Genomic DNA, 26030 nt, shown 5'->3' with positions numbered 1-26030 from the left:
ACTAAATGGTTATTGTTTGGACAATAACCGGGGTATTGTGACAAATACGTATTCTTTACTCTGCAAATATCGTATCAATTTATTCAATTGAAAATAAAATTTATCTATACGCCTCGGATCCGTACCGATATGCAGCAACAGGATAAACCCGTTGAGCCCCGCAGGACGCTGATTTTCAAAGGTAGTAACGGATTCCGTTATATTTTCACTATTCCTGTAATTTTTTCCCATTTCTGGATAAGTATAATCGGCATTGCTGCGGGTACCGGGGCTGAAATTTACCAGTTGCAACCCCAGGTCCGCCGTCCATTTTACGATAGAATCGTTGTACCATTCATAGGGCGGCAGGAAATAATGCGCCGCCGGTATGCCAAACCTGTCCATGGCTTTGTAATTCAGGGCGAGGTCCTCCTCAAACTCCCTGTGGGTGACCAGTAAACTGTCCCGTTTGCCCCAGTCGCAATACAGCAAATGCCGGCCGGAATGCGCCGCCAGGTAATGCCCGTCCTGCTTCAGCCGCTCGATAATAGGCGCAAAAGCCGCCGTTTCGTAAAAAGTCCCGGTCAGGAAAAAAGACGCGGGCACACGGTTCTTTTTCAGCACATCCGCTATGTACAGGCCGCCATCGGCAAACTCATGGCCGGTAAACACCAGCGCCACCTGTTTTTTGGCCGTATCCCCCCGGGTGATGGCTTTTGGCGCCTCTCCCAGGCCCGCCACAGCATCCTCAAACACCTGGAGGTCAGGCGCGTGGGGGCGTTTCCGTTGCAGCTCATAATCGTACAAAATATTCCCCACTTCTTTAAAAAAGGGGTAACCGTCTTCCTCGTATTCGTATTTGTTATCGTTCAGCACCCCGTCCCTGTTCACATAGATGCTTCCGCTGACCATAAACTCTGTTTTGTGCTTAAAGTCGGCATGATAGGCCACGTCCGTCAGGAAGCCGTAGCTCCAGCCCGTTTTGTTGAACACGCGGTAATAGGGCGGGATTTTGCCCTTCCCGGCCTTAAAACGGAAAAACTTCGTATAGCTGTCGAAGAATTCGGTGGTATCGTAGCCCGGTTTCCGGCTTTCATGCGGCAGGGCGCCCATGTAGCGGTAGAGGAAGCGGTAATCGTCGTTAGTAAGGTTAAAACGTTTGCCGGCCGGAACGGATCCGGGGAACAGCACGGATTGCAATATCTGCTGAAGGTCCGCCAGCGGTGCATTGTTATGCCGCGTAAAATCCATGGGCGTATTGACCAATTGTTCGTCTTTGTTCATATGCCCTTTGCCCACCAGCAGCTCCCGGCTGAAATCATATTGCAAGGTACTCACGGCCGCAGGCTGGCTGTACACTGGCTTCCCATCCCGCTCAAACCGGATGGGATTGGTATGCCTGTTCTGATCCTCATTCATCGATACAAACCGGCGGACGATGCGCATTTCCGGGTATCCTTTAGCCCATAACTGCTCGTGAATGGTCTGTTGGCCGATGAATTCGTAAAGGCGGTTGTACGCATCGTTGTCGCTGACCAGGAATACCTTTTTGATATAATTGGCAATGGAAGGGAGCCCGTTGGCTGATGAAGTATCCATCCACACGCGGGTTTGCGCCGCGTAGCCGCTATCCGTGAGCATGGGCGTGTATTTATCGATGCCCAGTTTATTCAGTTTCTCCAGCGCCAGGAAAGCCAACGGCATTTTTACGGTGGACGCTGGGTTGAAATATTTTTTGTTGTCTACCTGGAAATAATAATGTTTAAACGTGGGCCGGTTCCGCGCATCCCGGTTGATCTGCGTGTAGATGAGCTGCACCTGGAAAGAGTCCGGATGCTGAAGGATATGTTTTAGCAATGGAGAACCACGTTCCATCAATAACTTTTCCAGGAATTTATCCGTACGTTGCTGAGCGGCTGCGGTCGTACAGCAGAGCAGGCAAAGAAAAGCGGCATATAATCGATGCATACCTTAAAGCTATAAAAATCCAATATATTTGGCGAAATAAAAACACCAGGACAACACCATGAAACTTGTTACATACATCCGTGAAGAAGTGGACCAGCTGGCGATCCTCGTAAACGGGCAGCTGTATAATCTCCAGGAGATCCACCCGGACCTTCCCTCTACCATGCACATGTTCCTCCAGATGTGGGAAGATGTGATAGACCTTGCCCTGGCCATAGACGCACAGCTCAAGGCCGGCAAAAACCCGCGCTCCAGCGTGCATGGCGTGCCTTACGACCAGGTGCAGCTGCTGGCCCCCGTGCCTTTCCCCACCAGCTGCCGCGACGGTTACGCCTTCCGCCAGCACGTTGCTGCCGCGCGCAGGAACCGCAAAGTGGAGATGATCCCCGAATTTGACCAATACCCGATATTTTATTTCACCAATCACAACGCCATACAAGGCCCCGGCGACATTCTCTGTATGCCGGACCACTTCCAGAACCTGGACTTTGAGCTGGAAGCGGCCATTGTGATCTGCAAACGCGGCCGGAACATCACCGCGGCGGAAGCGGACGAATACATCGGCGGATATATGATCATGAACGATATGAGCGCGCGCCTGCTGCAAATGGAAGAAATGAAACTGAACCTCGGCCCTGCCAAAGGGAAAGATTTCTCCACTGTGATAGGCCCCATGCTGGTAACGCCGGACGAGCTGGAACCCTACCTGGTCCCCGCCAAAGAAGGCCATACCGGCAACAATTATAATCTCAGCATGAAATGCTGGGTGAATGGCGTACAGGTGAGCGAAGGCAATATGGGCGATATGGACTGGACCTTTGCCGAGATCGTTGAGCGCTGCGCATATGGTGCGGACATCCTACCGGGAGACATCATCGGCAGCGGTACCGTGGGCACGGGATGTTTCCTGGAGCTGAACGGCACCGGCAAGCTGAACGATCCCAACTATACCCCGCAGTGGCTGCAGGAAGGTGATGTAGTGGAAATGGAAATCGAAGGATTAGGCAGACTGGTCAATAAAATTGTGGCCGAAGAATCCGACTTCTCAATATTGGCGCAGAAAAAGAACGTATGATGAAAGTGATACCGGGCGAGGTAAAAACCGCCCAGCTGCATGCATACCTGCTCGGTGCGGTGGCGCCGCGCCCGATCTGTTTTGCCAGTACGGTGGATGCCGAAGGCCGCCCGAACCTGAGCCCCTTCAGCTTCTTCAACGTATTTGGCTCCAACCCGCCCACACTGGTGTTTTCACCCTCCCGGCGCGTACGCGACAATACTATCAAACATACCCTGGAAAATATCTATGCCACCCGCGAAGTAGTGATCAATGTAGTGACCTACGCCATGGTACAACAGGCATCCCTCTCCAGCTGCGAGTTCCCAAAGGGCGTCAGTGAGTTTGAAAAATCGGGTTTCACGCCTTTGCCTTCGGATAAGATCAAACCTTTCCGCGTAAAAGAAAGCCCGGTGCAGATGGAATGCGTGGTGAAGGATATCATCGAAACCGGCCAGGGCGGCGGCGCGGGCAACCTCGTGATCTGCGAGCCGGTGCTCGTGCACATTCACGAAGGCATTCTTGATCCCAATGGTAAAATAGACCCGCAGAAAATAGACCTCGTAGCCAGAATGGGCGCGGATTACTATTGCCGCGCTTCCGGCGATGCCGTATTTGAAGTGGCGAAACCGAACCTGAAAGTGGGCATCGGTGTAGACGCCTTACCCGCCGGCATCCGCAGCAGTCATATCCTCAGCGGGAACAACCTGGGCCAGCTGGGCAACGTGAACGAACTGCCGGTGATAGACGCCGCTTTTAACGATGACCATCTCAAAAACATCATCCAATACTACAGCATCAACCCCGATGAAATGGAGAAGGAGCTGCATTCCTACGCAAAAAAACTGCTGGAACAGAATAAAGTGGATGAAGCGTGGCAGGTGCTGCTGGCGGGGAGCTGATCGTTATTCCACATCCAGTTCGCCGGTATAACTGCATAACAATACATGCCCTTCTCCCACATCCGTGAGGGGAATGGATATGCTGTATTGCAGCTTGATACCGTCTTCACGGAAATATACATTCGGAGCGAACAAGACCGCATATTCCTTCAATACCGGCTGTAGCCGGTAGTTGAACAATTCTTTGCGGATAACGGTATCCAGCACTTTCACGCCGTCGCTCACGATCGTCAGCGAGGACACAAAATTATGCGTTACATAATCCTTGATCTTGTAAAGTTCCGTGTAACGGTCAGGGATGTGCAGTGCGCTGTCGTTCAAAGCGTAATGCCGGAAACTAATGTGGACGCTGCGGCTACCGCGTTGCAAGGTGGTGTCTACTTTCAGGGTGTCCCTGGTGCTTTTTTCATAATCGGCCATTACCTGCGACAGTTCGGGGACCACCTCGTGATCGGAAATGTTGGCCCCGCTTACTATGGAATCTTTTTTGGAAACTTCTTCAGGATGGGATGTGGCACAACCGGCCAGCAATACCAACGCGATCAATAAAACTCTGCTCATAGGCAATATTGCAGCTTCGCTGCTTTTCTCGGCATGAAGGGATCGAATGAATTCTGGTACATCAAATTAAGCAGGAAAAGTTTCTTCTGCAAGTGGCGCTGCGGTATTAAGTGATCTAAGCCGGAAATAACTGATCACCCATGCCAGCTCACGTTTTTCCATGGTAAACAGGGCGAGGCTGAACACTTCCGCCTTACTGTTATAAGGTATTAATACCAGGCCGGTGCCGCTAACCCGCCGGCTTTCCCAGAATCCCACATCCTCAAGGTCCTTCCATGGCAGGAACCACTCGCCAGAGCGTATGCCGTCACCATCTATCTGTAAGGTGTAATTAATATCCTTGTTGAATAACTGGCGCCAGATTAACAATCCTGCAACCGGTAACATCAATACCAACGTAATTACTGTACCTCCGAAATTGCCGTCGCTTAGCCATACAAAAGCAGGCAGGGCAATACACAACACGATTCCAATAGCGGTGGCGTAAAATGTCCTGAGCCAGCCCGGGCGATAGATCACCCGTTCACCGCAATCCCAGGCGATGGTCTTGTGCAGGTAATAAGAAAGCGGAGTTGCACCGGGAAATTCCCTTGCAAGGCGGTCTGGTGGAGGTGTTGTTTGTATCATAGGAAAGGAAACGGGCTTAAATATAACATAAAAAAAGGCCGCTCCCTTTGGGAAGCAGCCTATAGTCAGTTCAATATTTGTGTGGTTGCCTAGATCTTACCGCCAAACACCTTTTTCAGCAGCTCGGTCGTTCTTGCACCCGGATTCTGGCGGATGGCCAGCTCTTCTTTCGCGATCTGGTCAAACAGGGCTTTTACCGCTTTTTCGGTCACATAACCTTTCAGGTCAGGATTCACCTTGTTAAAAGCGATGGGCAGCTCGTTGTATTTGGTCACGAGAGCGCTGTAATATTTCGTGGCGGAAGTTTTGTTCAGCGCACTGTCTATCACCGGTGAAAATGCGCTGGTGAGCGAAGCAGTGGTTTTGGACTGGAAATAATCCGTCGCGGAGCGTTCGCCGCCTCTCAGCAGGTTCAGCGCATCGGTGATGGTCATTTGTTTGATGGCGTCCACGAAGATGGGCTTTGCAAAACCAACGGCTTCTTCAGCGGCGCGGTTGATCTGGAGGATGGCTTTGTCCACTTCTCCGCCGAGGCCGATGCTGCGCAGCGTTTTTTCCGCTTTCAGCGCATCGGGCGGCAGCAGTACCTTGTAGAGGTCGTTGCCAAAAAATCCGTTCTCTTTATTGAGCAAAGAAATACCGGCGCTCACGCCTTTTTCCAGCGCTTCCTTGATGCCCATGCCGGCTTCCCCTTCCGTTACAGAACCCGTGCCTGTGCCGCCTGATTTGAGTATTCCCTGCGCTTTTTTGAGGATCTGCGCCTCAGAGGAAACTGCCAGGCACAATACGCCTGCCGCCAATAGTAATGTTCTTTTGAGCATAGTTTCTAAAATTGATATAGGTGTTTATTCGTGGATGGACAACAAGGGTACATTCGTTTGAAATGCGATCCTTGATGTATGCCCCCTTTTGAATATGCTGTCAAATAAACCGTGCTTTTTCGGGATGATCAGCAGCAGGTCCGCATATTGTTCTTCTGCAAACTCTGTAATGGCATCCGCGATGTTCGGCCGGTCAATAAAATGATATTGCGGGTTATAGTTGTGCAACATGTTGTCCAGCTCCTGGTTTTCTTCAGGGTGGATGTTTTCTTTGCCTTCTTTCTGGATATTCACCACATGCAGCTCCGGTTTGAACTCATCCAGTATTTTAAAGAGCGGTTCCCGGCGCGTGGTTTTGGCCACTTTGCGGAGATCGCAGGCGAATACGATCTTACGGATGGGCCTGAAGCTGGCCTGTGTAGGCACTACGATCACGGGGTATGCGGAAGATTTCACCACGTCCACCGTGTTTGAACCTACCAGTATCTCTTCCAGCTGGCTGCCGCCGGTGATGCCCATCACGATAATGTCCGCCAGTTCCTCGCGGCACACCTGGTCTATATTGGCCGCCAGCAGGTGATTGTCCGCCCGTACCTCCAGTTTTACGTCGTGCGGCACCAGGGGTGCCAGTTCATTCTGCATCCTTTTCAGGCCTTCGAGGCTGGAGTCCCGGAGGTCTTCCATATTCACCATTGGCACGGCGGTGGGAAGGTCCGGAATGGGAACGATCAGTTCGTAAGCATGATAAAGGATCACCTTTGTTGCGCCCGTTTGCCCTGCCAGCCCGATAGCGTAACGGGCGGCGTTGTATGCTGTTTCAGAAAAATCCGTTGGTACAATGATGGTTTTCATGCCGGGAGGTTTTATGATCCTAAAGTTACACAATAACCGCACCAATCGTTGTTAGAAAGTCATAAATAAATTATAAAAACAAGCAATACGGTGCGTAGCCGACGGGATGAGCAAATCCGCCCGAAAACCTCTATTTTTGCGTTCCATTCAGTACAGGGGATGCCCGCATCCTCTTAAAACCAGTATTTATCACAAAAATGAGCGTAACTACCCAACAACAGCTCTCGGAACAGGAGATCATCCGCCGGGATAAGCTGAAGGAACTGCAAAGCCTGGGCATAGACCCGTACCCGGCGCCTGAATATCCCGTGAATGCATATTCCACGGATATCAAAGCCGGCTACTCAGAAGAAACGAAAGACCAGTACCAGGAAGTATGCCTGGCCGGCCGTATCATGAGCACAAGAGACATGGGCAAGGCTAACTTTGCCGTATTGCAGGACAGTAAGGGTAGGATTCAGCTCTATATAAAACGGGACGACATCTGCCCCGGCGAGGACAAAACCCTCTACGACCAGGTGTGGAAGAAACTCACGGACATCGGGGATTTTATCGGGGTGAAAGGGTATGCCTTTATTACCAAAACCGGCGAAACCTCCGTGCATGTAAAAGAACTGACCGTGCTCGCCAAAGCCCTGCGCCCCCTGCCGGTGGTGAAGGAAAAAGAAGGCGAAACCTTCGACGCCGTGACCGATCCCGAATTCAAATACCGCCAGCGGTATGCGGACCTGGTGATCAACCCGCAGCTAAAAGAAGTATTTATCAAACGCACCCGCCTGATGCAAACCATGCGGGATTTCTATAACGGCCTGGGATACCTGGAGGTGGAAACGCCCATCCTGCAAGCCATACCCGGCGGAGCCACCGCGCGCCCGTTCATCACGCATCACAATGCGCTGGACATGCCGCTGTACCTCCGCATTGCAAACGAACTGTACCTGAAAAGACTGATCGTGGGCGGGTTTGAAGGCGTGTACGAATTCGCCAAAGACTTCCGCAACGAAGGCATGGACCGTACCCACAACCCGGAATTCACCGTAATGGAAATGTACGCCGCGTACAAGGATTACAACTGGATGATGGATACCACAGAAGCCCTGCTCGAAAAAGTAGCCATCAATGTGAACGGTTCCACCAAAGTGACCGCAGGCGATAAAGAAATAGATTTTAAAGCGCCTTACCGCCGCGTAAGCATGTACGATGCCATTAAGGAACATACCGGTTTCGATATCTCCGACCTGGACGAAACAGGGCTCCGCGATGTATGTAAACAGCTGAACATCCAGGTGGAAGCACATTCCGGCAAAGGCAAACTGATAGACGAGATATTCGGTGAAAAGTGCGAGCACCATTACGTGCAGCCCACCTTCATCATCGATTACCCGGTGGAAATGAGCCCGCTCACCAAAAAACACCGCAGCAAAGCCGGTGTGGTAGAGCGTTTTGAGCTGATCGTGAACGGAAAGGAAATAGCCAACGCGTACTCCGAGCTAAACGATCCCATCGACCAGCGGCAGCGTTTTGAAGACCAGGTGGAACTGATGGCCCGCGGCGACGACGAGGCTATGTACATCGACCAGGACTTCCTGCGGGCGCTGGAATACGGTATGCCCCCCACTTCCGGAATTGGCATAGGAATTGACCGTTTAACGATGTTGATGACGAACCAGCCGAGTATCCAGGATGTACTGTTTTTCCCGCAGATGAGGCCTGAAAAACCGAACATTGTCGAATAACAATCCTTCGGATAGATATTCGAAAGAGGCGTTTCCCTGGTACGGGAGCGCCTCTTTCCCGTTTTAGCCTCCCCCTAAGTCCAGGTAAAGTCCGGGTAAAGTCCAGGTAAAGTCCAAGTAAAGTCCAGGTATACCTTTATTATGCTACGGGGATGCCAGTACTATACCGCAGTCATACCTGTATCTAACCGCGGTCATACCGGCCTGTAACTCCCATCTCATTCCCTTTTACCAGTTGCCATCACCCGGGACCTCCCCTGATACTATTTTATCCTGTCTTTCATGGCGCTCTCCTATACCTCTCCTTTACGTATCCTATACGTACCGTATACTTTGGGTATAGGTGAAAATACCATCACGTGAACAAAACCAGTTCCATCCCGTTTTTTAAAAAACCCTTTCTCATGAAAATAAAGATCCCCACGTTTGCCGCGGTAGTGGTATTCGCCCTCATCTGGCTTTATTTCGGTATCAATCACCTGATCAACGCGCATACACTGGCTTCCATGGCGGCCGGGCTGCCCGGGGGTACTTTCTGGATCTATTTCACCGGCGTGTGTATGATACTGGCGGGCATATCCATGATCTCCGGCAAATGGACACGGGTGGCCTGTTACCTCCTGGCGCTGATGTTAGTCGTGTTTATTGCGGTGATACATATCCCGGCGCTGAACAAGGGGAATATTTTCGCGCCTTTTAATATCCTGAAAGACCTGGGGCTGGCTTCCGCGGCTATCATCATAGGCAATGTAAGAAGTCATATCAAACAATTGGGGCAGTGAAAGAATTCACCGCCCCTGTTAATTTCGACCATATCCTATGAAAAACCAGTTCGAAAGTAGGCCGCTTTTATATTGCCCACAAACTGCATTTCACAGAAAGCAGCTTTTAACCTATAACCGGCATATTCCTCCGTATATCCGGTAAACCCTTTGCCGCTGGTATATTTCATTGCCAAATTTGATATTTGATCTTTATTTTCGTTGCCTTGCGGCCGAAATACCCGCATATCATCAACCTGTTAATTATGAGAAGCATGTACAAATCTTTACCGGTATGGATTGCCGGACTGACCATGCTGGCTGCCATGCCGGCTGGGGCACAGGAAAAGAAGGAATTAACCTTTGACCAGATTTTTACCCGTCCCGTATCTATCACCGAACCATTGCCAGTTGTAAGAGGCTGGGCGAACAAAGACCATTACATTGAAGCCCGCAGCGGCCAGGCCCTGTCTGTAGACGTTAAGACCGGCAGCACCGCGCCTTACACGCCACCGCCCGCTACAGGCGCCACCGTGAGTGTAAAAAAGAATGATGTATACGTTCAGATGCCCAATGGCGGAGAAGAGATCAGGGTGACCAACAACGAGGCAGTGGAAAAGAATCCCACGCTTTCTCCCGATGAAAAATATGTGGCCTTTACCCGGAACAATAACCTGTATGCCGTGGAAGTAGCCACCAAAAAAGAGATCCAGTATACCACTGACGGGTCCGACGTGATCTACAACGGCTGGGCTTCCTGGGTGTATTACGAGGAGATCCTCGGCCGCCCGAGCCGCTACCGCGCTTTCTGGTGGAGCCCGGACAGTAAAAAGATCGCCTTTATGCGTTTCGACGATTCCAAAGTACCCGTATTCCCCATCTATAGCGAAGTAGGGCAACACGGATTTTTGGAGAACACACGTTACCCCAAAGCAGGCGATACCAACCCGGAAGTGAAACTGGCCGTAGTGCCTGTTGCCGGCGGCAAGATCACCTGGGCGGACTTTAATGAAAAAGACGATCAGTATTTCGGCCAGCCCTTCTGGAGCCCCGATGGCAGCGCCCTCTGGGCGCAATGGATGCCGCGCGAGCAGAACAATCTCATCATCTACGCCATAGATCCGCAGACCGGTGCCAAAAAAGCGCTGTACGACGAAAAACAAAAGACCTGGATAGACTGGTTCACCGATATCTATTTCCTGCAGGGGAATAAAGGATTTATCGTAAAAAGCGATATCTCCGGCTGGGACCATCTCTACCTCCATAATATGGACGGCAGCCTGAAGCAGCAGCTCACCAGCGGCAACTGGCGCGTGCGCGAAATACTCCTGATAGACGAAAAGAAACAGGCCGTATATTTCACCGCCCGCAAAGAAGCTACTACCCGCTTTGACCTGTACAAAGCAAACCTGAAGGGCGGAGAGCCGCAGCGCCTCACCTTCGGTGAATTTTCCCACGACGTGAAACTGAGCCCCGGCGGTGATTATTTTATCACCACCTACAGCAACCTGAATACACCTCCCCGTATGGCCCTGCTGGATGAAAAAGGCAAAGTGATCCGTGAGCTGGGCAATGCCCGCGGCGCCAATTTCGACAGCTACAAGCTGGCGCCTACAGAATTAAAAACATACAAAACCCGCGACGGCCTTACGCTGCCCCTCACCATCATCTGGCCGCTGAACATGGAGCCGGGTAAAAAATATCCCGTACTGGTAAGCATTTACGGCGGCCCTGACGCGGGCACCGTGTATGATACCTGGCGCGCAAACCTGGCTTCGCAGTGGTACGCCAAAGAAGGCCTCATCCAGGTGGCGATAGACAACCGCGCCGCCGGCCATCTCGGCAAAGTGGGCATGAACTACATCCACCGCCAACTGGGCAAATATGAAATTGAAGATTATATGGACGCCGCTACATGGCTCGGCACACAGCCCGGCGTGGACGCCAGCCGCATGGGCATCACCGGCGGCAGCTTTGGCGGGTATATGAGCTGCATGGCCCTCACGTACGGCGCGGAAGTGTTCACCCATGGCATGGCAAACTTCTCCGTTACGGACTGGCAGCTGTACGACAGCCATTACACCGAACGTTTTATGGACCTGCCGAAAGATAATGTGGAAGGTTACAAGGTAACTTCAGTGCTCACGCATGCCCAGAAGTACAAAGGCCTGCTGCGTATCGTACACGGCACCATGGACGATAATGTACACCTGCAGAACACGATCCAGCTGGTGAACCTGTTCCAGGACCAGGGCAAACACTTTGAGCTGATGCTGTACCCTGGCGAACGCCACGGATGGGGCGGGGCCAAAGGCGCCCACTCCCGGAACGAAACCTACCGTTTCGTATACGCCAACCTGTTACAGAAACCGCTGCCTAAATATTTCCAGGGCACCAACTGATATGGGCTGATATAGCCAAACAAAAAAGCCGCCTCGTAAGAAGCGGCTTTTTTTATTCAATGACTTAGGGGCAAAAAAACAGGGCTGCAAGAATACAGCCCCGAAAAATTTTAACCATATCTTTATTGAAAAACCTGTTACAAATTTCCATAATTTAGAAGTAACTCCAATATCCAAACTAGCGAACGCTATATTTTTTCCAGTTAACGTATAGAAAACAGCTTTGAACGATTTGCATAAAGCCTCATTTGCAGCAAAGCCAGTACAGCATTGCATATCATCACACAGAAAATTGTAATATGGGAAATATCGGGGTAGTAATAGTTCTACAGCGGTGAGAGAAATAAAAAAGGCGGTAAGAATACCGCCTTTGTAATAATTTTAACCATATCCTATGAAAAACCTAAACCAAAGATAGGGCGGGAAATTTCCTTCGCAAGCCTATTTCCGTGAACGTAGTGTTTTAGTTCGTGAAGTCTGAAAAACGGTGTTTATGCAGACGTATTAAGATTAAGTTTAAATTAAATTATTTACCATTATGCAATCCTATGGCCGTTCTTCACGGGGCGGTCTGGCTGCAGTAGCACAATTTCCTTCTCATCACCCACCACGCCCAGTACCAGGCATTCTGAAAAGAAGTTGGCGATCTGCTTCACGGGGAAGTTCACCACCGCCGCCACCTGCCTTCCTATCAGCTCATCAGGCTGATATAAACGCGTTATCTGGGCGGATGAACGTTTGATGCCCAGTTCCGGGCCAAAGTCTATTTCGAGCTGGTAAGCGGGATTTTTCGCCTTTTCGAAATTCACCGCTGTAAGGATGGTGCCTACGCGTATCTGTACCTTTTCGAAATCATTCCAGGTGATCGTTTCCATTCGTGAGATTTTAGGAAAGGGAAATTAAGGCCTTTGGCGGAAAACTGATCCGGGAAATGGAGGAAACGGGTGGTCCGGGGATGTAAACGATTTGTCCGGGATAATTACCGGTCAGGGAAGATTCATGTAAACGATCCGGGAGATAAGAAGGAAACCTTCAGTTGGGAGAAAAAATATAGGGCAGTAAGAATACCGCCCTCAAATATTTTTAACCATATCCTATGAAAAACCGATACAAAGATAGGGAGGCAGTCCACACTCCAAACCTGGTTTTCGTAAAAGAGCGGTTTTGTCTCGTAAACGTATTAAATAAACTATTGTTAACATATGGAAGGAAGATGTAAACGATTTTATCCGGGGAAAAGGAAGCAATAGACCCTTCCCGTTCACCTGATCGGGGAACCGATGGCCGGGGGCGAATAACTTATCCTGGGTGTTGATCCCGGAATGAAGAAGCAGGGAAATGGAGAACGTTTCCGGGAAACCGGTGATATGGAAGAAGGAAACCTTCAGTTGGGGGAAAAAATATAGGGCAGTAAGAATACCGCCCTCAAATATTTTTAACCATATCCTATGAAAAACCGATACAAAGATAGGGAGGCGATCCACACTCCAAACCTGGTTTTCGTAAAAGGACGGTTTTGTCTCGTAAACGCATTAAAAAAAGTATTGTTAACAACAAATTAACCAATATGATTCACCCTTTTAATGCGTCGGGACCCTGGGAGCGGTTCCCATAATAGTATCAATTTCATGCATAACTTCCTTAGTGAATTTGGGATACACTTCCAGGGCCTTCAGGTTCTCCTTCAGCTGCTCTTCTTTCGTAGCCCCCAGGATCGCGCTGGTCACATGCGGGTTTGCAATACACCAGGCCACGGCCAGGGTGGCAAGGCTGGTGCCCAGCTGGTCCGCCACGGTCTGCAAAATGGCTACCCTTGCCAGGTTTTCGTCCAGCAGGTTGCGGTTGCGCAGCCATTCGTAGCCTTCCAGGCTCAAACGGGAGCCTTCCGGCACGCCTTTGTTGTATTTGCCGGTCAGTATCCCGGATGCCAGCGGGCTGAAGATAGTCGTGCCCAGGCCTTCGTTTTTGTAGATCTGCGCATATTCCACCTCCACTTTTTCGCGGCGGAAGAGGTTGTATTCCGGCTGCTCCACCACGGGGCCTATCAGGTTGTACTGGCGGGCGATCATGTTCGCGTGCATGATCTCGGCGGCCGTCCACTCGGAAGTGCCCCAGTACAGGATCTTACCCTGCTGTATCAGGTTGGTCATGGTCCATACCACCTCTTCGATAGGTACATTCCGGTCTGGCCGGTGGCAATAGAACAGGTCCAGGTAGTCCAGCTGCATACGCTGGAGGGCTTCATTGCAGGCTTCTACGAGATGTTTGCGGCTCAGGCCGGTCTGGTTGGGCTTGTTGTTGGTCCCTCTCCAGCCGAAATAGGCTTTGCTGGACACGGTGTAGGATGTACGATCCCAGTTCTTCTTTTTTAAAACCCTTCCCATCATTTTTTCGGATTCGCCCAGCGCGTATATCTCGGCGTTGTCGAAAAAGTTGATACCGCTGTCGTACGCGAGGCCCATCAGCCGGTCGGACAGGGAGTCGTCCACCTGGCCGTGAAAGGTGACCCAGCTGCCGAATGAAAGCACGCTAAGCTGTAAGCCTGATTTCCCTAATCTTCTGTATTCCATGATCGTATGTTTAAAAGTGATCCATAAAAATAGTAATACTTTGGCATGGTTGTTGACAAATATCAACCAGGAAATTTTAGGTTAAAAAATAGGTTAAAGCAAAAGAAACCCGGTCAATCGACCGGGTTCTTTTGTTATATCAAGTCTCGTTTTGCTGATCTTACTGAATGGACAGAATACTGTCCTGCGGGGCGAATGTACCGTAAGCGTTGATGAATTCGCTGCGGGAGAAGTCCTGGTTTGCCCTGAACCCCTGGCCGTAAAGTGTATCGTTTGGCGTTGAAAGCCTGCAGAACCGGTCCGTTGTGAACTGGTTGGTCTTGGAGTCCCATTTCAGGTCTTTACAATCCAGCCGCTGGGCCGTTTTAAGGCTGATGAACACCACGCTGTCACGGAGGTATATGTCCGTGCTGTTTTCCTGGTAGGTGCCAAAATTAGAGGTCAGGATGCTTTCCTTGGTGAGTGAATCCGTATAAAACACCACCTGCAGGCCTTTGGGAAAGTCCGTATGCGGGGGGTTGTTCAGATGCCTTTCCATATAAGGCGCGGTGAGCACACCTTTTACATGGCCGGTCTGGCTCATGATGGTTTCGATATCATATGCCTGTTCCACTCCCAGTTTGTTGATATCGAACTCGCGCACGGCATTAATGTCGTTTTCGCAGCTGATAAACACTATGGCAGCAGCCAGATATATTATAATTCGTTTCAAGCGGATGGATTAGTCGTATTTGGTTTTGATGAACCAACGGTCGCTGAGGGTGAAGCCGAGGGTAACCCTGTAGTAGGTTTCCTTCAGGCGCTCCTGGTTTCCGCGGGAGCCCACCTCAAAGGCGGCATTGATCATCGTAAACTGGTTCACGGCCGGCATGATCCTCTTTACAGGAAAACCTGCGCCAATGGAGAAGCCATAGATGTTCGTGTCTTCCGCACCCAATTTTACGTAATCTTTCCCGAAAAAGCCGCCGAGACGATAAGCAACTTTATTCCAGTAACCGGTAAAGGAAGTGGCGTTTGGTACAAACTGGCCGCCAAAGCTGAGCCTCCAGCTGTCCTGCGTGCTGTCTTTCGCTTCGTAGTTCCTGAAATCGCTCCATTTGGCCATGTTGTAGTCCACGCCGAAGGTAAATTTGTCCGCTTTGGTCAGCATGATACCCGCGCCGAGGTTCTGCGGGTAGATCACGTTGCCCCTGTCCCCGCTGGTATACTGGATGGTATCGCGGGTATCGTATTCGTCTGAGGATGCGTCGTAGAAGAGGGTTTCCTGCATGGTTTCGCGGCGGGCCGTGAGTTTTTGCTCAAGGCTTCCGCTGAGGCCGAAGGAAAGGCTGAGGTCTTTATTCAGTGGTACTACCTGCTGCAGACCGATGGTGTAGAAAAAGCTGCCGTAGCTGGTCCTTCTGCTGCTGCGGGAAGGCAGGATGGTGGCATCGGCAGGATAAAGTACTTTGGTACTGTTGGTCACGTTCCCGAAGAGATAACCGAGGTTTACCCCGATGCTGAAGTTGCCGAAGCCGACACCGGTACCTACGTAGGCCTGGTAAATGCCGCCGTTTCCTTCAAACTGGTTTACCACGGGCACTTTGAGGGTGTCAAAGAAAGTTCTTTCCTGGGCGTCCGCAATATTGTAAGCCACACGTGTCATGGGCCTGAGACCGATATTAAGGCCCCACTTCCTGCTCAGGGGCATGCCCAGCTGGAGGTAAGCGAGGGTACCGAAGCCTGACTGGGAACTGGCGTCTTTGGTGGCAAGGCGGCGCACGCCACCGTTCACCCCTACGTCAAAGGTTACCAGCTGCAGCCTGGAATAGCTGGCCGGGTTCAGGTAGTTTACTGCCTGGGGACTGGCAAAAGCCTGGGCTACGCCTCCCATCCCGAGGTTGACGGCATTTTCCGAACGGGAAAGCTCGCCTAATCCGAAACGAGAGTAAGGTGTGTTATCCTGCGCGGCGGCCTTCTTTACAGAAAGCACACTAATGCCAAGCAGGCAAAAGAAACTAGCTTTTGTCCAATACATTGAGTTCTACGATTGAATTTAAACCTTTATACATTAAATACGGGCTTGCAAATATCTTACTTTTAAGGCGGGAAGCAAAAAATTCCAAATTACCCCCTGTTAAAAGCACGTTAAAGTTCCGGTACCTGGCGGAATACGCGGCGATCATGCCTTCCACTTCAGCCAGGGCGCCCTGTTGCACGCCGCTGAGTATACTCTGGCGCGTGTTGTAGCCGATAAAGGAATACTGGGTGCTGCCTTTTACCAGCGGCAGCTTGTCTGTGAATTCATGTAGGGCCCTGAAGCGCATGTCTATACCGGGGCTGATGCCCCCACCCAGGAATACCCCCGTTTTATGGACAAAATTATAGGTGATGGCACTGCCTGTGCCGACGATGAGACTGTGTTTGCCCGGGAACGTGGCCCAGGCGCCCGATGCCAGCGCCATCCTGTCCACGCCCAGCGTTTCGGGTTTGTCGTAAGCCAGTTTGACGGGAAGCGGCGTGGTGTATTGCAGCCTGATGAAGGGGCACCGCTCCGCCAGCAGCGTTTCGAGGGCGGGCGGATGGTCTATCACGGAAGAGAGGATGGCAGCGGATGGCCTGTATTGGTCCAGCGCGGCTTTTACTTCCTCCAAAAGGCCTGGTTCGGAAAAAAACAATTCCTGTTGCAACTCCCCGTTTTGCATAATGCCGCATTTCAGGCGGGAATTGCCCAGGTCCATACAAAAAACAGATCCGGTCATGGCGCCAAGTTAAAAATTATCCACGGATAAATTCTTGAAGTGCCCGTTGAGCTTCACGCGGTCTTTGAGGCGCTCCATCTCGGTCATCACCGGTATCACCTTGAGCAGGTGGCGTTTGAGGTATTCCAGGCGCTGTAATTCCTGGAAAAGGTGCAGTATTTCGTATTCTTCCTGGAGGGAAAGCCCGGCATGATGGGCCAGGTCGTAGGAGCGCAGCACATCGTCCGACTGCGGGAAACTTTTGCTCACCTGCAGGATCTGGTGCAGCTCCCGCACAGCCTCCAGCACCTGCTTCTGCAGCCGGGTGTTGGAGCGTTCCTGGTTGTCCGGGTAATTCACAACGGCGCCGGCATAGAGTTTTTCCGGTACTTCCCGGATGATCTCCAGGATCCGGAATACTTTCAGGCCTTTCGTCCGGATGTCCAGCTCACCGGTCTCATATACTTTCTCCACGCGGGATATCTCCACCAGCGTACCGTATTCATTCACTTTTTTGTCTATCACCGCCGGGATGCCAAAAGGTTTGTTCTCCTGGATGCATTCGCTCACCAGTTGTTTGTACCGGGGCTCAAAGATATGCAGGTTAAGATGCTCCCCCGGGTACACCACGATGCCTAATGGAAAAATCGGGATGAAATTGGTCATAGTGCTAAAATACATTATTTGGGAAAAAATTCCTGCGGCTGTTAGCACGCGGGCGGGCTAAATTATTTTATAGTTCCGGTAGTCCCAGAGCCGTACCCCAAAGCGTTTCTCCACCCAGTAAAGCAGCTTTCTTTTGATGTTTTTGAACTGCTTGCGGCTGATGTCGTGCTCAAACTGCCAGTTCTTCCGGTTGATGCGGTCCAGCATCACCATGGGGTGTTTGCCGCTGAAACGTTCCAGGGAGTCCACTTCGGAGTAGTCGAACTTTTCCGTGGAGGAAATGCGGGTCATGAGATGGTGGTTGTTCCCATGATATAGGGAAGTGGAATTGATCCACTTGCGGGCCTGTTCTTCAGGGTTTTTTACCCAGCCGTAATGGTACATGTATGCGTCCACGGGTTTTACGCGCAGCTTGCGGCCCTGCAGGCGGAAGCCCTGCGCGTCCCGGTAGGAGCGGATGCCGGGGTTATAACGGATCACTCTTATTTCGTGATTGTACCAGATGCGCGAATCGCCCACGTAATCGTAGCTGCCGTAAAAATGACGATAGCGGAAAAGAAGGCCTTCCACCTGGTCGTCGTTGCTGTAACGTTCCATGGCGGCGCGGATAAGGGGCAGGTCCGATTCATGCACCACTTCATCCGCCTGGATATAAAAAGCCCAGGTGGTGTCCCTACTGATATGTTCAAGCGCTTTATCGGTCTCCACGGCCAGTACGCGCCCGCCCGCCCGGATGTTGTCATCCCATTCGGAATGAAAGATGCGGATCTTTGGCGAGCCGATGGATCTGATCAGTTCCAGCGTACCGTCGTCACAGTTACCCACGCTTACGACCACTTCGTCGCACAACGGGAGGATTGAACGTATGGCTTCCGTTACGGGATAATCAAACCTGACGGCATTTCGAACAAATGTAAATCCGGTAACTTTCATTGACACATAATAAGGTGCTGCAAAGATGTGAAAAATCATCGATACATTTGTCCTATGTCTGCGCCGCTATTAGAACGCCTGCTGAAAGGCGATACCAGGGCCCTGGCACGTTGTATATCCCTGGTGGAGAACGAGTCCCCCGGGTATGAGCGGCTGCTGGAAGCATTGCCTGCAAACGGCCATACCCGCGTTACCGGCATTACTGGCCCGCCGGGAGCGGGTAAAAGCACCCTTGTGAATGCATTGATTACGGAATTGTTAAACCGGGACCAGCGGATCGCCATCATCGCCGTGGACCCTTCTTCCCCGTTTAATTTCGGCGCTCTCCTCGGAGACCGCATCCGCATGAGCGAACATTTCTCAGATCCCCGCGTATTCATCCGCTCCATGGCCAGCCGCGGCGCCCTTGGCGGCCTCAGCCCGAAGATCATGGAAGTGAGCGATCTCATCAAAGCGGCAGGCTTCGATTACCTCTTCATCGAAACCGTGGGCGTAGGCCAGAGCGAAGTGGAGATCGCCGGCATCGCGGACACTACCGTGGTAGTGGTAGTGCCCGAAGCGGGAGACGAAATCCAAACCATGAAAGCCGGGCTGATGGAGATAGCGAACATTTTCACGGTGAACAAAGCGGACAGGCCCAAAGCCGACGAGTTCGTGCGCAACCTCCGACTGCTGGCCCATACCAAACGCAGCGACAACTGGGAAACGCCCGTGATCAAAACCGTCGCCATCAAACGGGAAGGCATCAGCGAGCTCATCGCCGCGCTGGATGCCCACCGCGACCAGGTGCAGGGAAACAATCACCGAAAAGCGCTCCTGCTGACGGAAAAAGCCTACCAGCTTATCCAGCACCGGCGGATGCAGCAGGTGAACAAACAGGCCCTTTTTGCCGATGTACAGCAGCAGATGAACAACCCGCAGTTCAACCTTTACCGCATCGTCCAGCAGTATAGCTGAGAAAAACGTATCTTTGCCCCGTCTAAACAAAAAAGCCGCAGTAATGGTTACTACTACAAGAGTATTCCGTCTGTTCTTCACTTACGCCGTGTTCAATTACGGCGGCTGATTCTGCGCGCATAACCCTCGTACATTTTATCGCATCATATTTCCATTTTTAATCTGAACAAATCATTTTGTTATGGCTTGGTTATTTTTAGTATTGGGCGGTCTCTTCGAGATCGGGTTTACGATTTCGTTGAAGTATTCCGAAAACTTTTCAAAGCTCTGGCCCTCTGTGAGTTTTGTGATCTGTATCGCGCTGAGTTTTTTCCTGCTGAACAAAGCGATCAACAACGGGCTGCCGATCGGCACGGCGTATGCCGTGTGGACGGGTATAGGCGCAGCGGGCACCGCCATTGCGGGAATGCTCTTTTTTAAGGAACCGGCGGCGGCCTGGCGTATCTTTTTCCTCGTGATGCTCATCGGCTCCATCATCGGGCTGAAGTTTGTTTCCGAAGGAGGACATTGATCAAATCCCTATTCCGGGGGATAACCAGGTTTAAATTTCCCCGGGAAAGGGTATTTTCAGACGCAAACAGGCCCGGACGAATGCGTTCCGGGCCTGTTATATAAAATGAAGATTATCGGCTTAATTATGCCCGTTATTGCGGGAAGCCAATAACGGTTTCTGCGAAGCGTTCTCTAAGCCTTGTATGCGATGATATTTTCCGTTTGCCCCACTTTAGGCATTTCTTCTTTTGTATTTACCGGCCTGGTCACCATCGGTTTGTCTGTTTCCAGCAGGCCCGCGTTCAGCAGGGTGTAACCGTGTTTCTTCAGCAGGTCGAAAATGTCGTTGCGCATGCTTGCCGGTATCTCCAGGAATATCTCCGCGATGATCACCGGGTGATATTTCTCCAGGATCTTTTCCAGCGTGGTGAGCACAAAATAATCCAGTCCTTCCGTATCGATCTTGATCAGGGACAGTTTGGGCAGCCAGTCCTGGTATTCCTGCTCTAGGTAGTTACCCAGGTGTTTCCCTTTGATCGATTCTTTCAGTTTGTATTTACCATGACGGTTGTCGTTCAGATCGGTGATGAGCCCGCCGTTGCTCATGGATGCTTCGGAAGAGGCGTAATAGAAATCCACGTCCTGATCCGCCGCGGCAAACTGCAGCGGTACAATGTTCGCTTTGCCTTTGTTCAGTTTTGCGTTTTCCTGCAGTACGCGGAACACGTGGGGGTTCGGATCGAGGGCCAGCACCTTGCCGGAGCCGCCCGCCGCAATGGCCATGGCTACGGTGAGGTCGCCGATGTTTGCCCCGATGTCTATCGCCAGGGAACCTTCGGTGATATATTTACGGAAAAAATCTACTTCATGCTGCGTGATCACTTTGGGTTTCAGCAGTGGGTTCAGCCAGTTGGCAAACTCGATCTTTTCATTGTTGGCCAGCTGAAAGGTATCGATCCTTGTGCCGTACTGTTGAAACACACGCCGCGCTTTTTTACGCGCGAAGGACGCTTTGAAATAGGATAAGATGGACATATGAGTGTTGGTTGTTTTGCGGCCAATATACTTCCATTTTGCAGAATTCTTACAGCCTCCGCAGGAAAACGGTGGAGACGGCGTAAGATGCCGCAGTTGCAAACAGTACAGGGACAATGGCCGCGGGCTGGAGGGAGATTTCCAGTGCAAATAAAACCGCCAGCAGGGGCAGGCGGGTAACGCCTCCCAGCAATGCCGCCACGCCCACTACAGCCGCCAGTTTCGGATCCAGCGGGACGGTACTGAAGATGGATTGTAACCACAATGCCAGCAACAACCCCGAAGCGGCGCCCACCGCCATCACCGGCGTAATGATGCCGCCCGGGATACGCGCGCCGGCGGCGGCTATTACGGTAATGAGTTTATACGTTCCGATATTTATCAGTAGTAAGAGTGTCACTTCTTTCATCATCAGCACCTGCCTGCCCACGGCAATGCCAGGCCCGAACAACACGGGTTTGAACAATACCAGCACGCCCACCAGCAATACCGCCGCAATGGTGAGATACCGGCCGCTGATCATATTCAGGCCCTGCACCGCCCTTACGGTCAGGGCGGCCAGAATGCCCGTCAGCAAACCGAGTAAAATATACACAGCCGTAGCTTCCACACCCGGCACAGGTTGTGGAGCATACGCCGGCAAGCCGAACCAGGCGTAATGTAATGCCGCGCCGGTGAACGCCGCCAGCAACACATAGCCGATCCTGCTGCGCGTTACCGCGAAATATATCAGCGCGGCCGCCGCCAGCGGTGTGCCGAACCATGCCGCAATGCCCGCTGCCATGGCGCTTACCATCAATACCTCTTTTTCCGCTTCGGTAAAACTGCTGCCTGTCCGCAGTATGCCTGCCAGTTTCAATATTATGCCCTCCGGTCCCAAAGGCATGCCCGTAACGCTGTAAACCAGCTGTGCGGCTACTTTGCCGGGAAACCCTTTTTCCCCCAGCCACCAGCTGAGCAACGCACCGGCCATTACAACCGGCAGCAGCCAAATACCCGGAACAATATTTGTTACAAACTTCTCCAGCAACAGAAATCCTTCCAGCAGCAAAAGAGATATAATACCAATGCCCGCTGCGCAAAGAACGACACAACAGCACAGCACCCAAATTCGTTTGAGTGGCTGATGGATATGCGACGGAACAGGCAGGTGATCCGCCAGGGGTAGACCTTCACGATGACTAAAAAATGCGGGCAGTTTCAAGTGGTTGCTGTTTAGGTTTTATCCGTTAATATGATAAATATAGCAAATAAAAGAGATGCCAACCAGATTGTGTAAAGGCTTAAGACGAAGTGTTCCATAATCCGCCGAAATGCTTGCACAAAAAGAATTGTACAGCCATCCGCGCCATGCGGTAAACAACATGAATGTGCTATGCAGGCACATCAAAAGTTTTGTACATTCGGCCCTTCCCGTGCAGACCCATATTCCGGCAGAAAAATTAAGACGATAAAGAAACCATACTAAAACGATACAGTTCAACTAAAAATGGCAAAGGAATCTACCTTTAATCCTGAGCATCAGGCCACGCATACGTCCAGCAAAGTGGTGGCCGCACTGGAAAGAATATCAGAAGCTTTCCGCGTGTTGCTCTGGCAGGAAGCCAAACAATACGGGATCAGTCCTATACAGGTGCAGATACTTACTTACCTTCTTCATTATCCTGAAAAACTGAAAACTGTAACGCACCTGGCAGCACACTTCAACATGACCAAAGCGACCATCAGCGATGCGATCAAATCCATTGCGGCGAAAGGTCTTATAAAAAGAAAAGACGACCTGGAAGACAGCCGCAGCCACTCGCTGCATCTCACCCGCGAAGGTAAGTCGATGGCACGCAAGGTGGAACGTTTTGCGGAGCCCATGGAAGCGTCTGTGCAAAACATGCCGGCCGAAAAACAGGCTAACCTGCTGGAACAATTACTGGGGCTTATCCAGGACCTGAACCAGCAACTGGTGATCACGCCGCAGCGTATGTGTTTTAACTGCAGGTTCTACGACAAAAAAGGAAAGCTGCATTACTGTAACCTGGTGAACGCCTTTTTGAAAGCGGGAGATCTGAGGGTGGACTGCCCTGAATTCAGAACACCCAATACCTGATAATTTCCTGGGAGATAAGCGTGAGGATAATTGGCCGCTTGCGGTGGAGGAATCTCTGTGCCCGGTTAATTCTCTTCGGTCACGCGCTGGCTTCTCCACCAACGCCAGCCAAGGAATGCGCCCAATGCCAGCGGGGTGAACGCGAGCATGAGAATGCCGTTGTTCAGGCCTTTTGCGGGGCCTTCGCCTAGCTGTTGCGCAGTTTTGGTGCACAGCGAGCATTGGGCCAGCAGATCGCCGCCGGGAACCAGCAGCGCAACGATCACGATGAGAAGAAATATCTTTTTCACAAACCGAAATTACATGTTTTCGCCATTACGGCCACTGATCTATGTCAGTTCTGCTCAATAATAGGGCTGGATCATGATGTACACGATCACGCCGGTCACCGCCACATAAAACCAGATCGGCCAGGTGATACGGGCGATCCTGCGGTGTTTTACATTGTCTTCCTGGAAAGCGCGCAGCAGGGTGAACAGTACCAGCGGTACGATCACCACGGCCAGCACAATGTGCGTGAGCAGCAGGAAATAATAAACATACCGGATGCCTCCCACAGCAGCCACTTCTGTGGCGTCCACGATACCGTTGTGGTCCATGTCGCCGAATTTGGTGCTGTCCGTCAGGAAGTGGTAGGTAACGTATGAAAGGAGGAAAAGCACGGAAAGACCTACCGCGGTCAGGTTCGCCCATTTATGCGCTTTCTGGTGCCCGTTTTTAATAAAATACAAACTGGCTACCAGCAGTACGGCCGTTGCGGAATTGAGCACAGCGTGAAAGAAGGGCATGATGGTTACATCAAAGCCGGCTTCCACACCGGGCTTCGGCAATACGAACAATACGGCCACCACCAGCGGTATAGCTATGGAAACGATCGCGATAGGGAGGTTCAGGTTCCTGTTCTTCAGATTCATCATTCACAATTTTTAGTTGCCGGAAGAAAACAGGCGTTTCAGCAGTCCGGGCTTCTTTTTATCTTTTGCAATGTGCAGCACGGCGATATCGTTCACCATGCGGCGTACATCGTTGCTGTCAAGGCCGTTGTAATACCCGCGGATGTAGCGGTCTTTGTCTATCACCACAAATTTCTCCGTGTGGATAAAGTCATCCGGGCCGCCGGTGCCTTCCAGCGCGTTCACAAAAAACTCGTGGCGGGCAAGGTCGTAGATCTCCTTTTTATCCCCGGTGAGCAGCCACCAGTTCTTCGGATCGATGTTATGTTTATCCGCGTATTTTTTCAGCGTCTGCACCGTATCCCGTGCGGGATCTACCGTAAGGGAAATGATCTGGATAAGCGTATCGTTTTTGTTGTACGTATCCTGCACGCGTTTCAGGTTTTTGATCAGGTTCGGGCAGATCACGGGGCAGCTGGTGAAAAAGAAATTCACGATCAGTATCCTGTTCTCCGCGTTTTTCAGGTTCACCTGTTCGCCCAGCTGGTTCGTAAGGGTGAAGTCCTGCACCTTGTGAAATACAGTATCGTAGGTGGTTTTCCCGTCCTTTACCACGGTATCCACTCTCTCTGCAATGAGGTAAGGCGGTACATGCACCACGTTCTTACCATAATGATCCACGATCAGGTACCCCGTGAGAGGCACCAGGATGGCCAATGCTACTCCTAATAATGCTTTCCTGGAAATGGCGGTAAGTTTTAAAACGTTTATAAAAACAAAAATGTAAAAGTGATGCTATCGGCGTGGATGGAATCACTTTTACATTCTGCGTTATAGTTATGCTAACCTTTAATGATGTGCAGGTGCGTGTGCGGGAGCTTCCTTTTTCACGGGGGTGCCGGGAGAGAGGTCTTTCCGCATGTTCTTCCAGCTGTCTCCGTCCGCGAGGAAGGCGATGATGAACCATACGAACAGCAGGAGCGGGAACAGGACGGTCATGATCAGGTTCCTTACTTCATGGCCAAGGTGCATAAATTCGGCAACAATGAAAAATGCTTTCACGATGGTGAGCCCGATGAAGATGGAATTCAGCAGCAGCTTGCCGGGGAAACCGGTGTACAGGTGCAGGAATGCCAGCCCTACTTCCACCATGGTTACAATCAGCAGGATCCAGAACGTTTTCCAGATGGATTTGATGGCTGCCTGCCTGTCGTTTGCGTTAGATGTATGCGCCATGTTTTCAGAATACTTTTCTCTTTATAAAAAATGCGTTCAGTTCAAAATTAAAGGGATGCTTACAGCAGGTAGAAGCAGGTGAATACGAATACCCAAACCAGGTCTACAAAGTGCCAGTACAGCCCTACTTTCTCTACCATTTCGTAATGGCCGCGGTGTTCGTAGGTTCCTTTGATCACGTTGATGAGTACGATACAATTCAATACCACACCGGAAGTTACGTGCAGCCCGTGGAAACCGGTGATGGTGAAGAAGAAGTCGGTGAAGTTCGTGGAGAGCGCAGCGGAGCCATCAGCATTCACGAAGGGGTTGCGGCCCCACCATGCGCCTACTTCGTGAAGGTGCGTCCATTCCCAGGCCTGGCAGCCAAGGAACATGATACCGCCCACGATGGTAAGGCTCAGCCATTTGATCACCGCTTTCCGGTCCATGTAATGCCCGGCGTTTACGGCCAGTACCATGGTCACCGAGCTCATGATCAGGATAAAAGTCATAAGGCTCACAAATACCAGCGGCAGGTTGGTATGCCCCATGAACGGGAATGAGTGGAATACCACGTTCGGGTCGGGCCATGCTTCAGCCATGAATCGCTGTGTGCCGTATGCGATCAGCAATGCGCCGAACGTAAAGGCATCCGAGATCAGGAAATACCACATCATCAACTTCCCATAGCTCACGCTAAAGGGCGAATGCCCTCCGTTCCACCATTTTTTCTTCGCTGTTACTGCGTTATCCATTTGTACGAATTATGAATTTTATTGGTT

General features: G+C 51.2%; 27 protein-coding genes. 8 read left to right on the top strand and 19 right to left on the bottom strand.

Annotated elements, in window-relative coordinates; genetic code table 11:
• Window positions 1-9: 9 nt before the first annotated feature.
• Window positions 10-1947: a serine hydrolase gene (locus EG028_RS27835; protein ID WP_206614455.1), complete on the bottom strand. Its 1938-nt coding sequence runs from the start codon at window positions 1945-1947 to the stop codon at window positions 10-12.
• Between the two features lie 58 nt (window positions 1948-2005).
• Between EG028_RS27835 and EG028_RS13655 the strand changes: the two genes are divergently transcribed.
• Window positions 2006-3022, top strand: a complete 1017-nt coding sequence (locus EG028_RS13655) for a fumarylacetoacetate hydrolase family protein (protein WP_120517298.1) — start codon at window positions 2006-2008, stop codon at window positions 3020-3022.
• On the top strand, window positions 3019-3903 hold the full coding sequence (locus EG028_RS13650; RefSeq protein ID WP_120517299.1) for a flavin reductase family protein: 885 nt from the start codon (window positions 3019-3021) through the stop codon (window positions 3901-3903). Before EG028_RS13655 ends, EG028_RS13650 begins: the two co-directional genes overlap by 4 nt.
• A gap of 3 nt (window positions 3904-3906) precedes the next feature.
• Here the strand turns inward: EG028_RS13650 and EG028_RS13645 are convergent, their stop codons facing one another.
• From EG028_RS13645 to EG028_RS13630, 4 genes are all read right to left on the bottom strand, one after another.
• Window positions 3907-4464, bottom strand: a complete 558-nt coding sequence (locus tag EG028_RS13645) for a hypothetical protein (protein ID WP_123864665.1) — start codon at window positions 4462-4464, stop codon at window positions 3907-3909.
• 66 nt (window positions 4465-4530) lie between these two features.
• Entirely contained in the window at window positions 4531-5091 is a 561-nt protein-coding gene (locus tag EG028_RS13640; protein ID WP_120517301.1) for a hypothetical protein, read from the bottom strand.
• An 89-nt stretch (window positions 5092-5180) separates the two neighbouring features.
• The gene (locus EG028_RS13635; protein WP_120517302.1) at window positions 5181-5912 is read right to left on the bottom strand and encodes a DUF4197 domain-containing protein; all 732 of its coding nucleotides are present in this window, start codon (window positions 5910-5912) and stop codon (window positions 5181-5183) included.
• A 24-nt stretch (window positions 5913-5936) separates the two neighbouring features.
• The gene (locus tag EG028_RS13630) at window positions 5937-6764 is read right to left on the bottom strand and encodes a universal stress protein (protein ID WP_120517303.1); all 828 of its coding nucleotides are present in this window, start codon (window positions 6762-6764) and stop codon (window positions 5937-5939) included.
• A gap of 197 nt (window positions 6765-6961) precedes the next feature.
• Here EG028_RS13630 and lysS point away from each other — a divergent pair, with 197 nt between their 5' ends.
• From lysS to EG028_RS13615, 3 genes are all read left to right on the top strand, one after another.
• Window positions 6962-8500 carry a lysine--tRNA ligase gene (gene lysS / locus EG028_RS13625; RefSeq protein WP_120517304.1) on the top strand — a complete coding sequence of 513 codons (1539 nt, stop codon included), beginning with the start codon at window positions 6962-6964 and terminating at the stop codon, window positions 8498-8500.
• Window positions 8501-8904: 404 nt separating this feature from the next.
• Window positions 8905-9282: a DoxX family protein gene (locus EG028_RS13620; protein WP_123864664.1), complete on the top strand. Its 378-nt coding sequence runs from the start codon at window positions 8905-8907 to the stop codon at window positions 9280-9282.
• 254 nt (window positions 9283-9536) lie between these two features.
• Entirely contained in the window at window positions 9537-11663 is a 2127-nt protein-coding gene (locus tag EG028_RS13615) for a S9 family peptidase (RefSeq protein ID WP_120517306.1), read from the top strand.
• Between the two features lie 536 nt (window positions 11664-12199).
• On the opposite strand, the gene EG028_RS13610 is transcribed toward EG028_RS13615, so the two are convergent.
• The 7 genes from EG028_RS13610 to EG028_RS13580 all read right to left on the bottom strand — a co-directional run bounded on the left by EG028_RS13610 (window position 12200) and on the right by EG028_RS13580 (window position 18552).
• Window positions 12200-12538, bottom strand: a complete 339-nt coding sequence (locus EG028_RS13610) for a tRNA-binding protein (protein ID WP_120517307.1) — start codon at window positions 12536-12538, stop codon at window positions 12200-12202.
• 705 nt (window positions 12539-13243) lie between these two features.
• A complete protein-coding gene (locus EG028_RS13605; RefSeq protein ID WP_120517366.1) occupies window positions 13244-14233 on the bottom strand; it encodes a potassium channel beta subunit family protein in 990 nt (329 codons plus the stop codon).
• Window positions 14234-14393: 160 nt separating this feature from the next.
• A complete protein-coding gene (gene lptC / locus EG028_RS13600) occupies window positions 14394-14945 on the bottom strand; it encodes an LPS export ABC transporter periplasmic protein LptC (RefSeq protein ID WP_123864663.1) in 552 nt (183 codons plus the stop codon).
• Between the two features lie 9 nt (window positions 14946-14954).
• Window positions 14955-16250, bottom strand: a complete 1296-nt coding sequence (locus tag EG028_RS13595; protein ID WP_123864662.1) for a hypothetical protein — start codon at window positions 16248-16250, stop codon at window positions 14955-14957.
• Complete coding sequence (locus tag EG028_RS13590) at window positions 16231-16974, bottom strand: type III pantothenate kinase (RefSeq protein WP_120517310.1); 744 nt, start codon at window positions 16972-16974, stop codon at window positions 16231-16233. The genes EG028_RS13595 and EG028_RS13590 overlap by 20 nt, the downstream gene beginning before the upstream one ends.
• Before the next feature lie 9 nt (window positions 16975-16983).
• Complete coding sequence (locus tag EG028_RS13585; RefSeq protein ID WP_120517311.1) at window positions 16984-17619, bottom strand: LON peptidase substrate-binding domain-containing protein; 636 nt, start codon at window positions 17617-17619, stop codon at window positions 16984-16986.
• A gap of 57 nt (window positions 17620-17676) precedes the next feature.
• Window positions 17677-18552 (bottom strand): glycosyltransferase family protein, encoded by an 876-nt coding sequence (locus EG028_RS13580; protein ID WP_120517312.1) that lies wholly within the window; start codon window positions 18550-18552, stop codon window positions 17677-17679.
• Window positions 18553-18606: 54 nt separating this feature from the next.
• On the opposite strand from EG028_RS13580, the gene meaB reads away from it, so the two are divergent.
• Both meaB and EG028_RS13570 read left to right on the top strand, forming a co-directional pair.
• Window positions 18607-19509, top strand: coding sequence for a methylmalonyl Co-A mutase-associated GTPase MeaB (meaB, locus tag EG028_RS13575; RefSeq protein WP_120517313.1), 903 nt, complete (start codon window positions 18607-18609; stop codon window positions 19507-19509).
• 181 nt (window positions 19510-19690) lie between these two features.
• Window positions 19691-20020: a DMT family transporter gene (locus EG028_RS13570; RefSeq protein ID WP_120517314.1), complete on the top strand. Its 330-nt coding sequence runs from the start codon at window positions 19691-19693 to the stop codon at window positions 20018-20020.
• Window positions 20021-20193: 173 nt separating this feature from the next.
• Here EG028_RS13570 and EG028_RS13565 read toward each other — a convergent pair whose 3' ends face one another.
• Both EG028_RS13565 and EG028_RS13560 read right to left on the bottom strand, forming a co-directional pair.
• Window positions 20194-21036 carry an FkbM family methyltransferase gene (locus EG028_RS13565; RefSeq protein ID WP_120517315.1) on the bottom strand — a complete coding sequence of 281 codons (843 nt, stop codon included), beginning with the start codon at window positions 21034-21036 and terminating at the stop codon, window positions 20194-20196.
• Window positions 21037-21085: 49 nt separating this feature from the next.
• Window positions 21086-22087 carry a chloride channel protein gene (locus tag EG028_RS13560; RefSeq protein ID WP_120517316.1) on the bottom strand — a complete coding sequence of 334 codons (1002 nt, stop codon included), beginning with the start codon at window positions 22085-22087 and terminating at the stop codon, window positions 21086-21088.
• Window positions 22088-22525: 438 nt separating this feature from the next.
• On the opposite strand from EG028_RS13560, the gene EG028_RS13555 reads away from it, so the two are divergent.
• Window positions 22526-23137, top strand: a complete 612-nt coding sequence (locus EG028_RS13555) for a MarR family winged helix-turn-helix transcriptional regulator (RefSeq protein WP_120517317.1) — start codon at window positions 22526-22528, stop codon at window positions 23135-23137.
• Window positions 23138-23202: 65 nt separating this feature from the next.
• Here EG028_RS13555 and EG028_RS13550 read toward each other — a convergent pair whose 3' ends face one another.
• From EG028_RS13550 to EG028_RS13530, 5 genes are all read right to left on the bottom strand, one after another.
• On the bottom strand, window positions 23203-23427 hold the full coding sequence (locus EG028_RS13550; protein ID WP_241559135.1) for a hypothetical protein: 225 nt from the start codon (window positions 23425-23427) through the stop codon (window positions 23203-23205).
• Window positions 23428-23481: 54 nt separating this feature from the next.
• Window positions 23482-24054 carry a DUF420 domain-containing protein gene (locus tag EG028_RS13545; protein ID WP_241559136.1) on the bottom strand — a complete coding sequence of 191 codons (573 nt, stop codon included), beginning with the start codon at window positions 24052-24054 and terminating at the stop codon, window positions 23482-23484.
• Window positions 24055-24063: 9 nt separating this feature from the next.
• Complete coding sequence (locus tag EG028_RS13540) at window positions 24064-24747, bottom strand: SCO family protein (RefSeq protein WP_162946529.1); 684 nt, start codon at window positions 24745-24747, stop codon at window positions 24064-24066.
• A 132-nt stretch (window positions 24748-24879) separates the two neighbouring features.
• Complete coding sequence (locus EG028_RS13535) at window positions 24880-25266, bottom strand: cytochrome C oxidase subunit IV family protein (protein WP_120517319.1); 387 nt, start codon at window positions 25264-25266, stop codon at window positions 24880-24882.
• Window positions 25267-25325: 59 nt separating this feature from the next.
• Window positions 25326-26003, bottom strand: a complete 678-nt coding sequence (locus tag EG028_RS13530; RefSeq protein ID WP_120517320.1) for a cytochrome c oxidase subunit 3 — start codon at window positions 26001-26003, stop codon at window positions 25326-25328.
• Window positions 26004-26030 lie beyond the last annotated feature (27 nt).

The sequence above is a fragment of the Chitinophaga barathri genome (assembly GCF_003807585.1).
In the GTDB taxonomy this organism is placed as follows: domain Bacteria; phylum Bacteroidota; class Bacteroidia; order Chitinophagales; family Chitinophagaceae; genus Chitinophaga; species Chitinophaga barathri.
Note: the sequence above shows the minus strand (reverse complement) of the source record. Positions and strands in the feature narration are given on the sequence as shown.

Excerpts from the sequence above, each read along its gene's own strand:
- EG028_RS13565 (WP_120517315.1), bottom strand. The coding sequence starts at position 21,036 with ATGTCCATCTTATCCTATTTCAAAGCGTCCTTCGCGCGTAAAAAAGCG.
- EG028_RS13630 (WP_120517303.1), bottom strand. The coding sequence starts at position 6,764 with ATGAAAACCATCATTGTACCAACGGATTTTTCTGAAACAGCATACAAC.
- EG028_RS13615 (WP_120517306.1), top strand. The coding sequence starts at position 9,537 with ATGTACAAATCTTTACCGGTATGGATTGCCGGACTGACCATGCTGGCT.
- EG028_RS13605 (WP_120517366.1), bottom strand. The coding sequence starts at position 14,233 with ATGGAATACAGAAGATTAGGGAAATCAGGCTTACAGCTTAGCGTGCTT.
- EG028_RS13545 (WP_241559136.1), bottom strand. The coding sequence starts at position 24,054 with ATGATGAATCTGAAGAACAGGAACCTGAACCTCCCTATCGCGATCGTT.
- EG028_RS13570 (WP_120517314.1), top strand. The coding sequence starts at position 19,691 with ATGGCTTGGTTATTTTTAGTATTGGGCGGTCTCTTCGAGATCGGGTTT.
- EG028_RS13610 (WP_120517307.1), bottom strand. The coding sequence starts at position 12,538 with ATGGAAACGATCACCTGGAATGATTTCGAAAAGGTACAGATACGCGTA.
- EG028_RS13590 (WP_120517310.1), bottom strand. The coding sequence starts at position 16,974 with ATGACCGGATCTGTTTTTTGTATGGACCTGGGCAATTCCCGCCTGAAA.
- EG028_RS27835 (WP_206614455.1), bottom strand. The coding sequence starts at position 1,947 with ATGCATCGATTATATGCCGCTTTTCTTTGCCTGCTCTGCTGTACGACC.
- EG028_RS13555 (WP_120517317.1), top strand. The coding sequence starts at position 22,526 with ATGGCAAAGGAATCTACCTTTAATCCTGAGCATCAGGCCACGCATACG.
- EG028_RS13535 (WP_120517319.1), bottom strand. The coding sequence starts at position 25,266 with ATGGCGCATACATCTAACGCAAACGACAGGCAGGCAGCCATCAAATCC.
- EG028_RS13620 (WP_123864664.1), top strand. The coding sequence starts at position 8,905 with ATGAAAATAAAGATCCCCACGTTTGCCGCGGTAGTGGTATTCGCCCTC.
- EG028_RS13635 (WP_120517302.1), bottom strand. The coding sequence starts at position 5,912 with ATGCTCAAAAGAACATTACTATTGGCGGCAGGCGTATTGTGCCTGGCA.
- meaB (WP_120517313.1), top strand. The coding sequence starts at position 18,607 with ATGTCTGCGCCGCTATTAGAACGCCTGCTGAAAGGCGATACCAGGGCC.
- EG028_RS13650 (WP_120517299.1), top strand. The coding sequence starts at position 3,019 with ATGATGAAAGTGATACCGGGCGAGGTAAAAACCGCCCAGCTGCATGCA.
- EG028_RS13585 (WP_120517311.1), bottom strand. The coding sequence starts at position 17,619 with ATGACCAATTTCATCCCGATTTTTCCATTAGGCATCGTGGTGTACCCG.
- EG028_RS13640 (WP_120517301.1), bottom strand. The coding sequence starts at position 5,091 with ATGATACAAACAACACCTCCACCAGACCGCCTTGCAAGGGAATTTCCC.
- EG028_RS13595 (WP_123864662.1), bottom strand. The coding sequence starts at position 16,250 with ATGTATTGGACAAAAGCTAGTTTCTTTTGCCTGCTTGGCATTAGTGTG.
- lysS (WP_120517304.1), top strand. The coding sequence starts at position 6,962 with ATGAGCGTAACTACCCAACAACAGCTCTCGGAACAGGAGATCATCCGC.
- EG028_RS13580 (WP_120517312.1), bottom strand. The coding sequence starts at position 18,552 with ATGAAAGTTACCGGATTTACATTTGTTCGAAATGCCGTCAGGTTTGAT.
- EG028_RS13645 (WP_123864665.1), bottom strand. The coding sequence starts at position 4,464 with ATGAGCAGAGTTTTATTGATCGCGTTGGTATTGCTGGCCGGTTGTGCC.
- EG028_RS13655 (WP_120517298.1), top strand. The coding sequence starts at position 2,006 with ATGAAACTTGTTACATACATCCGTGAAGAAGTGGACCAGCTGGCGATC.
- EG028_RS13530 (WP_120517320.1), bottom strand. The coding sequence starts at position 26,003 with ATGGATAACGCAGTAACAGCGAAGAAAAAATGGTGGAACGGAGGGCAT.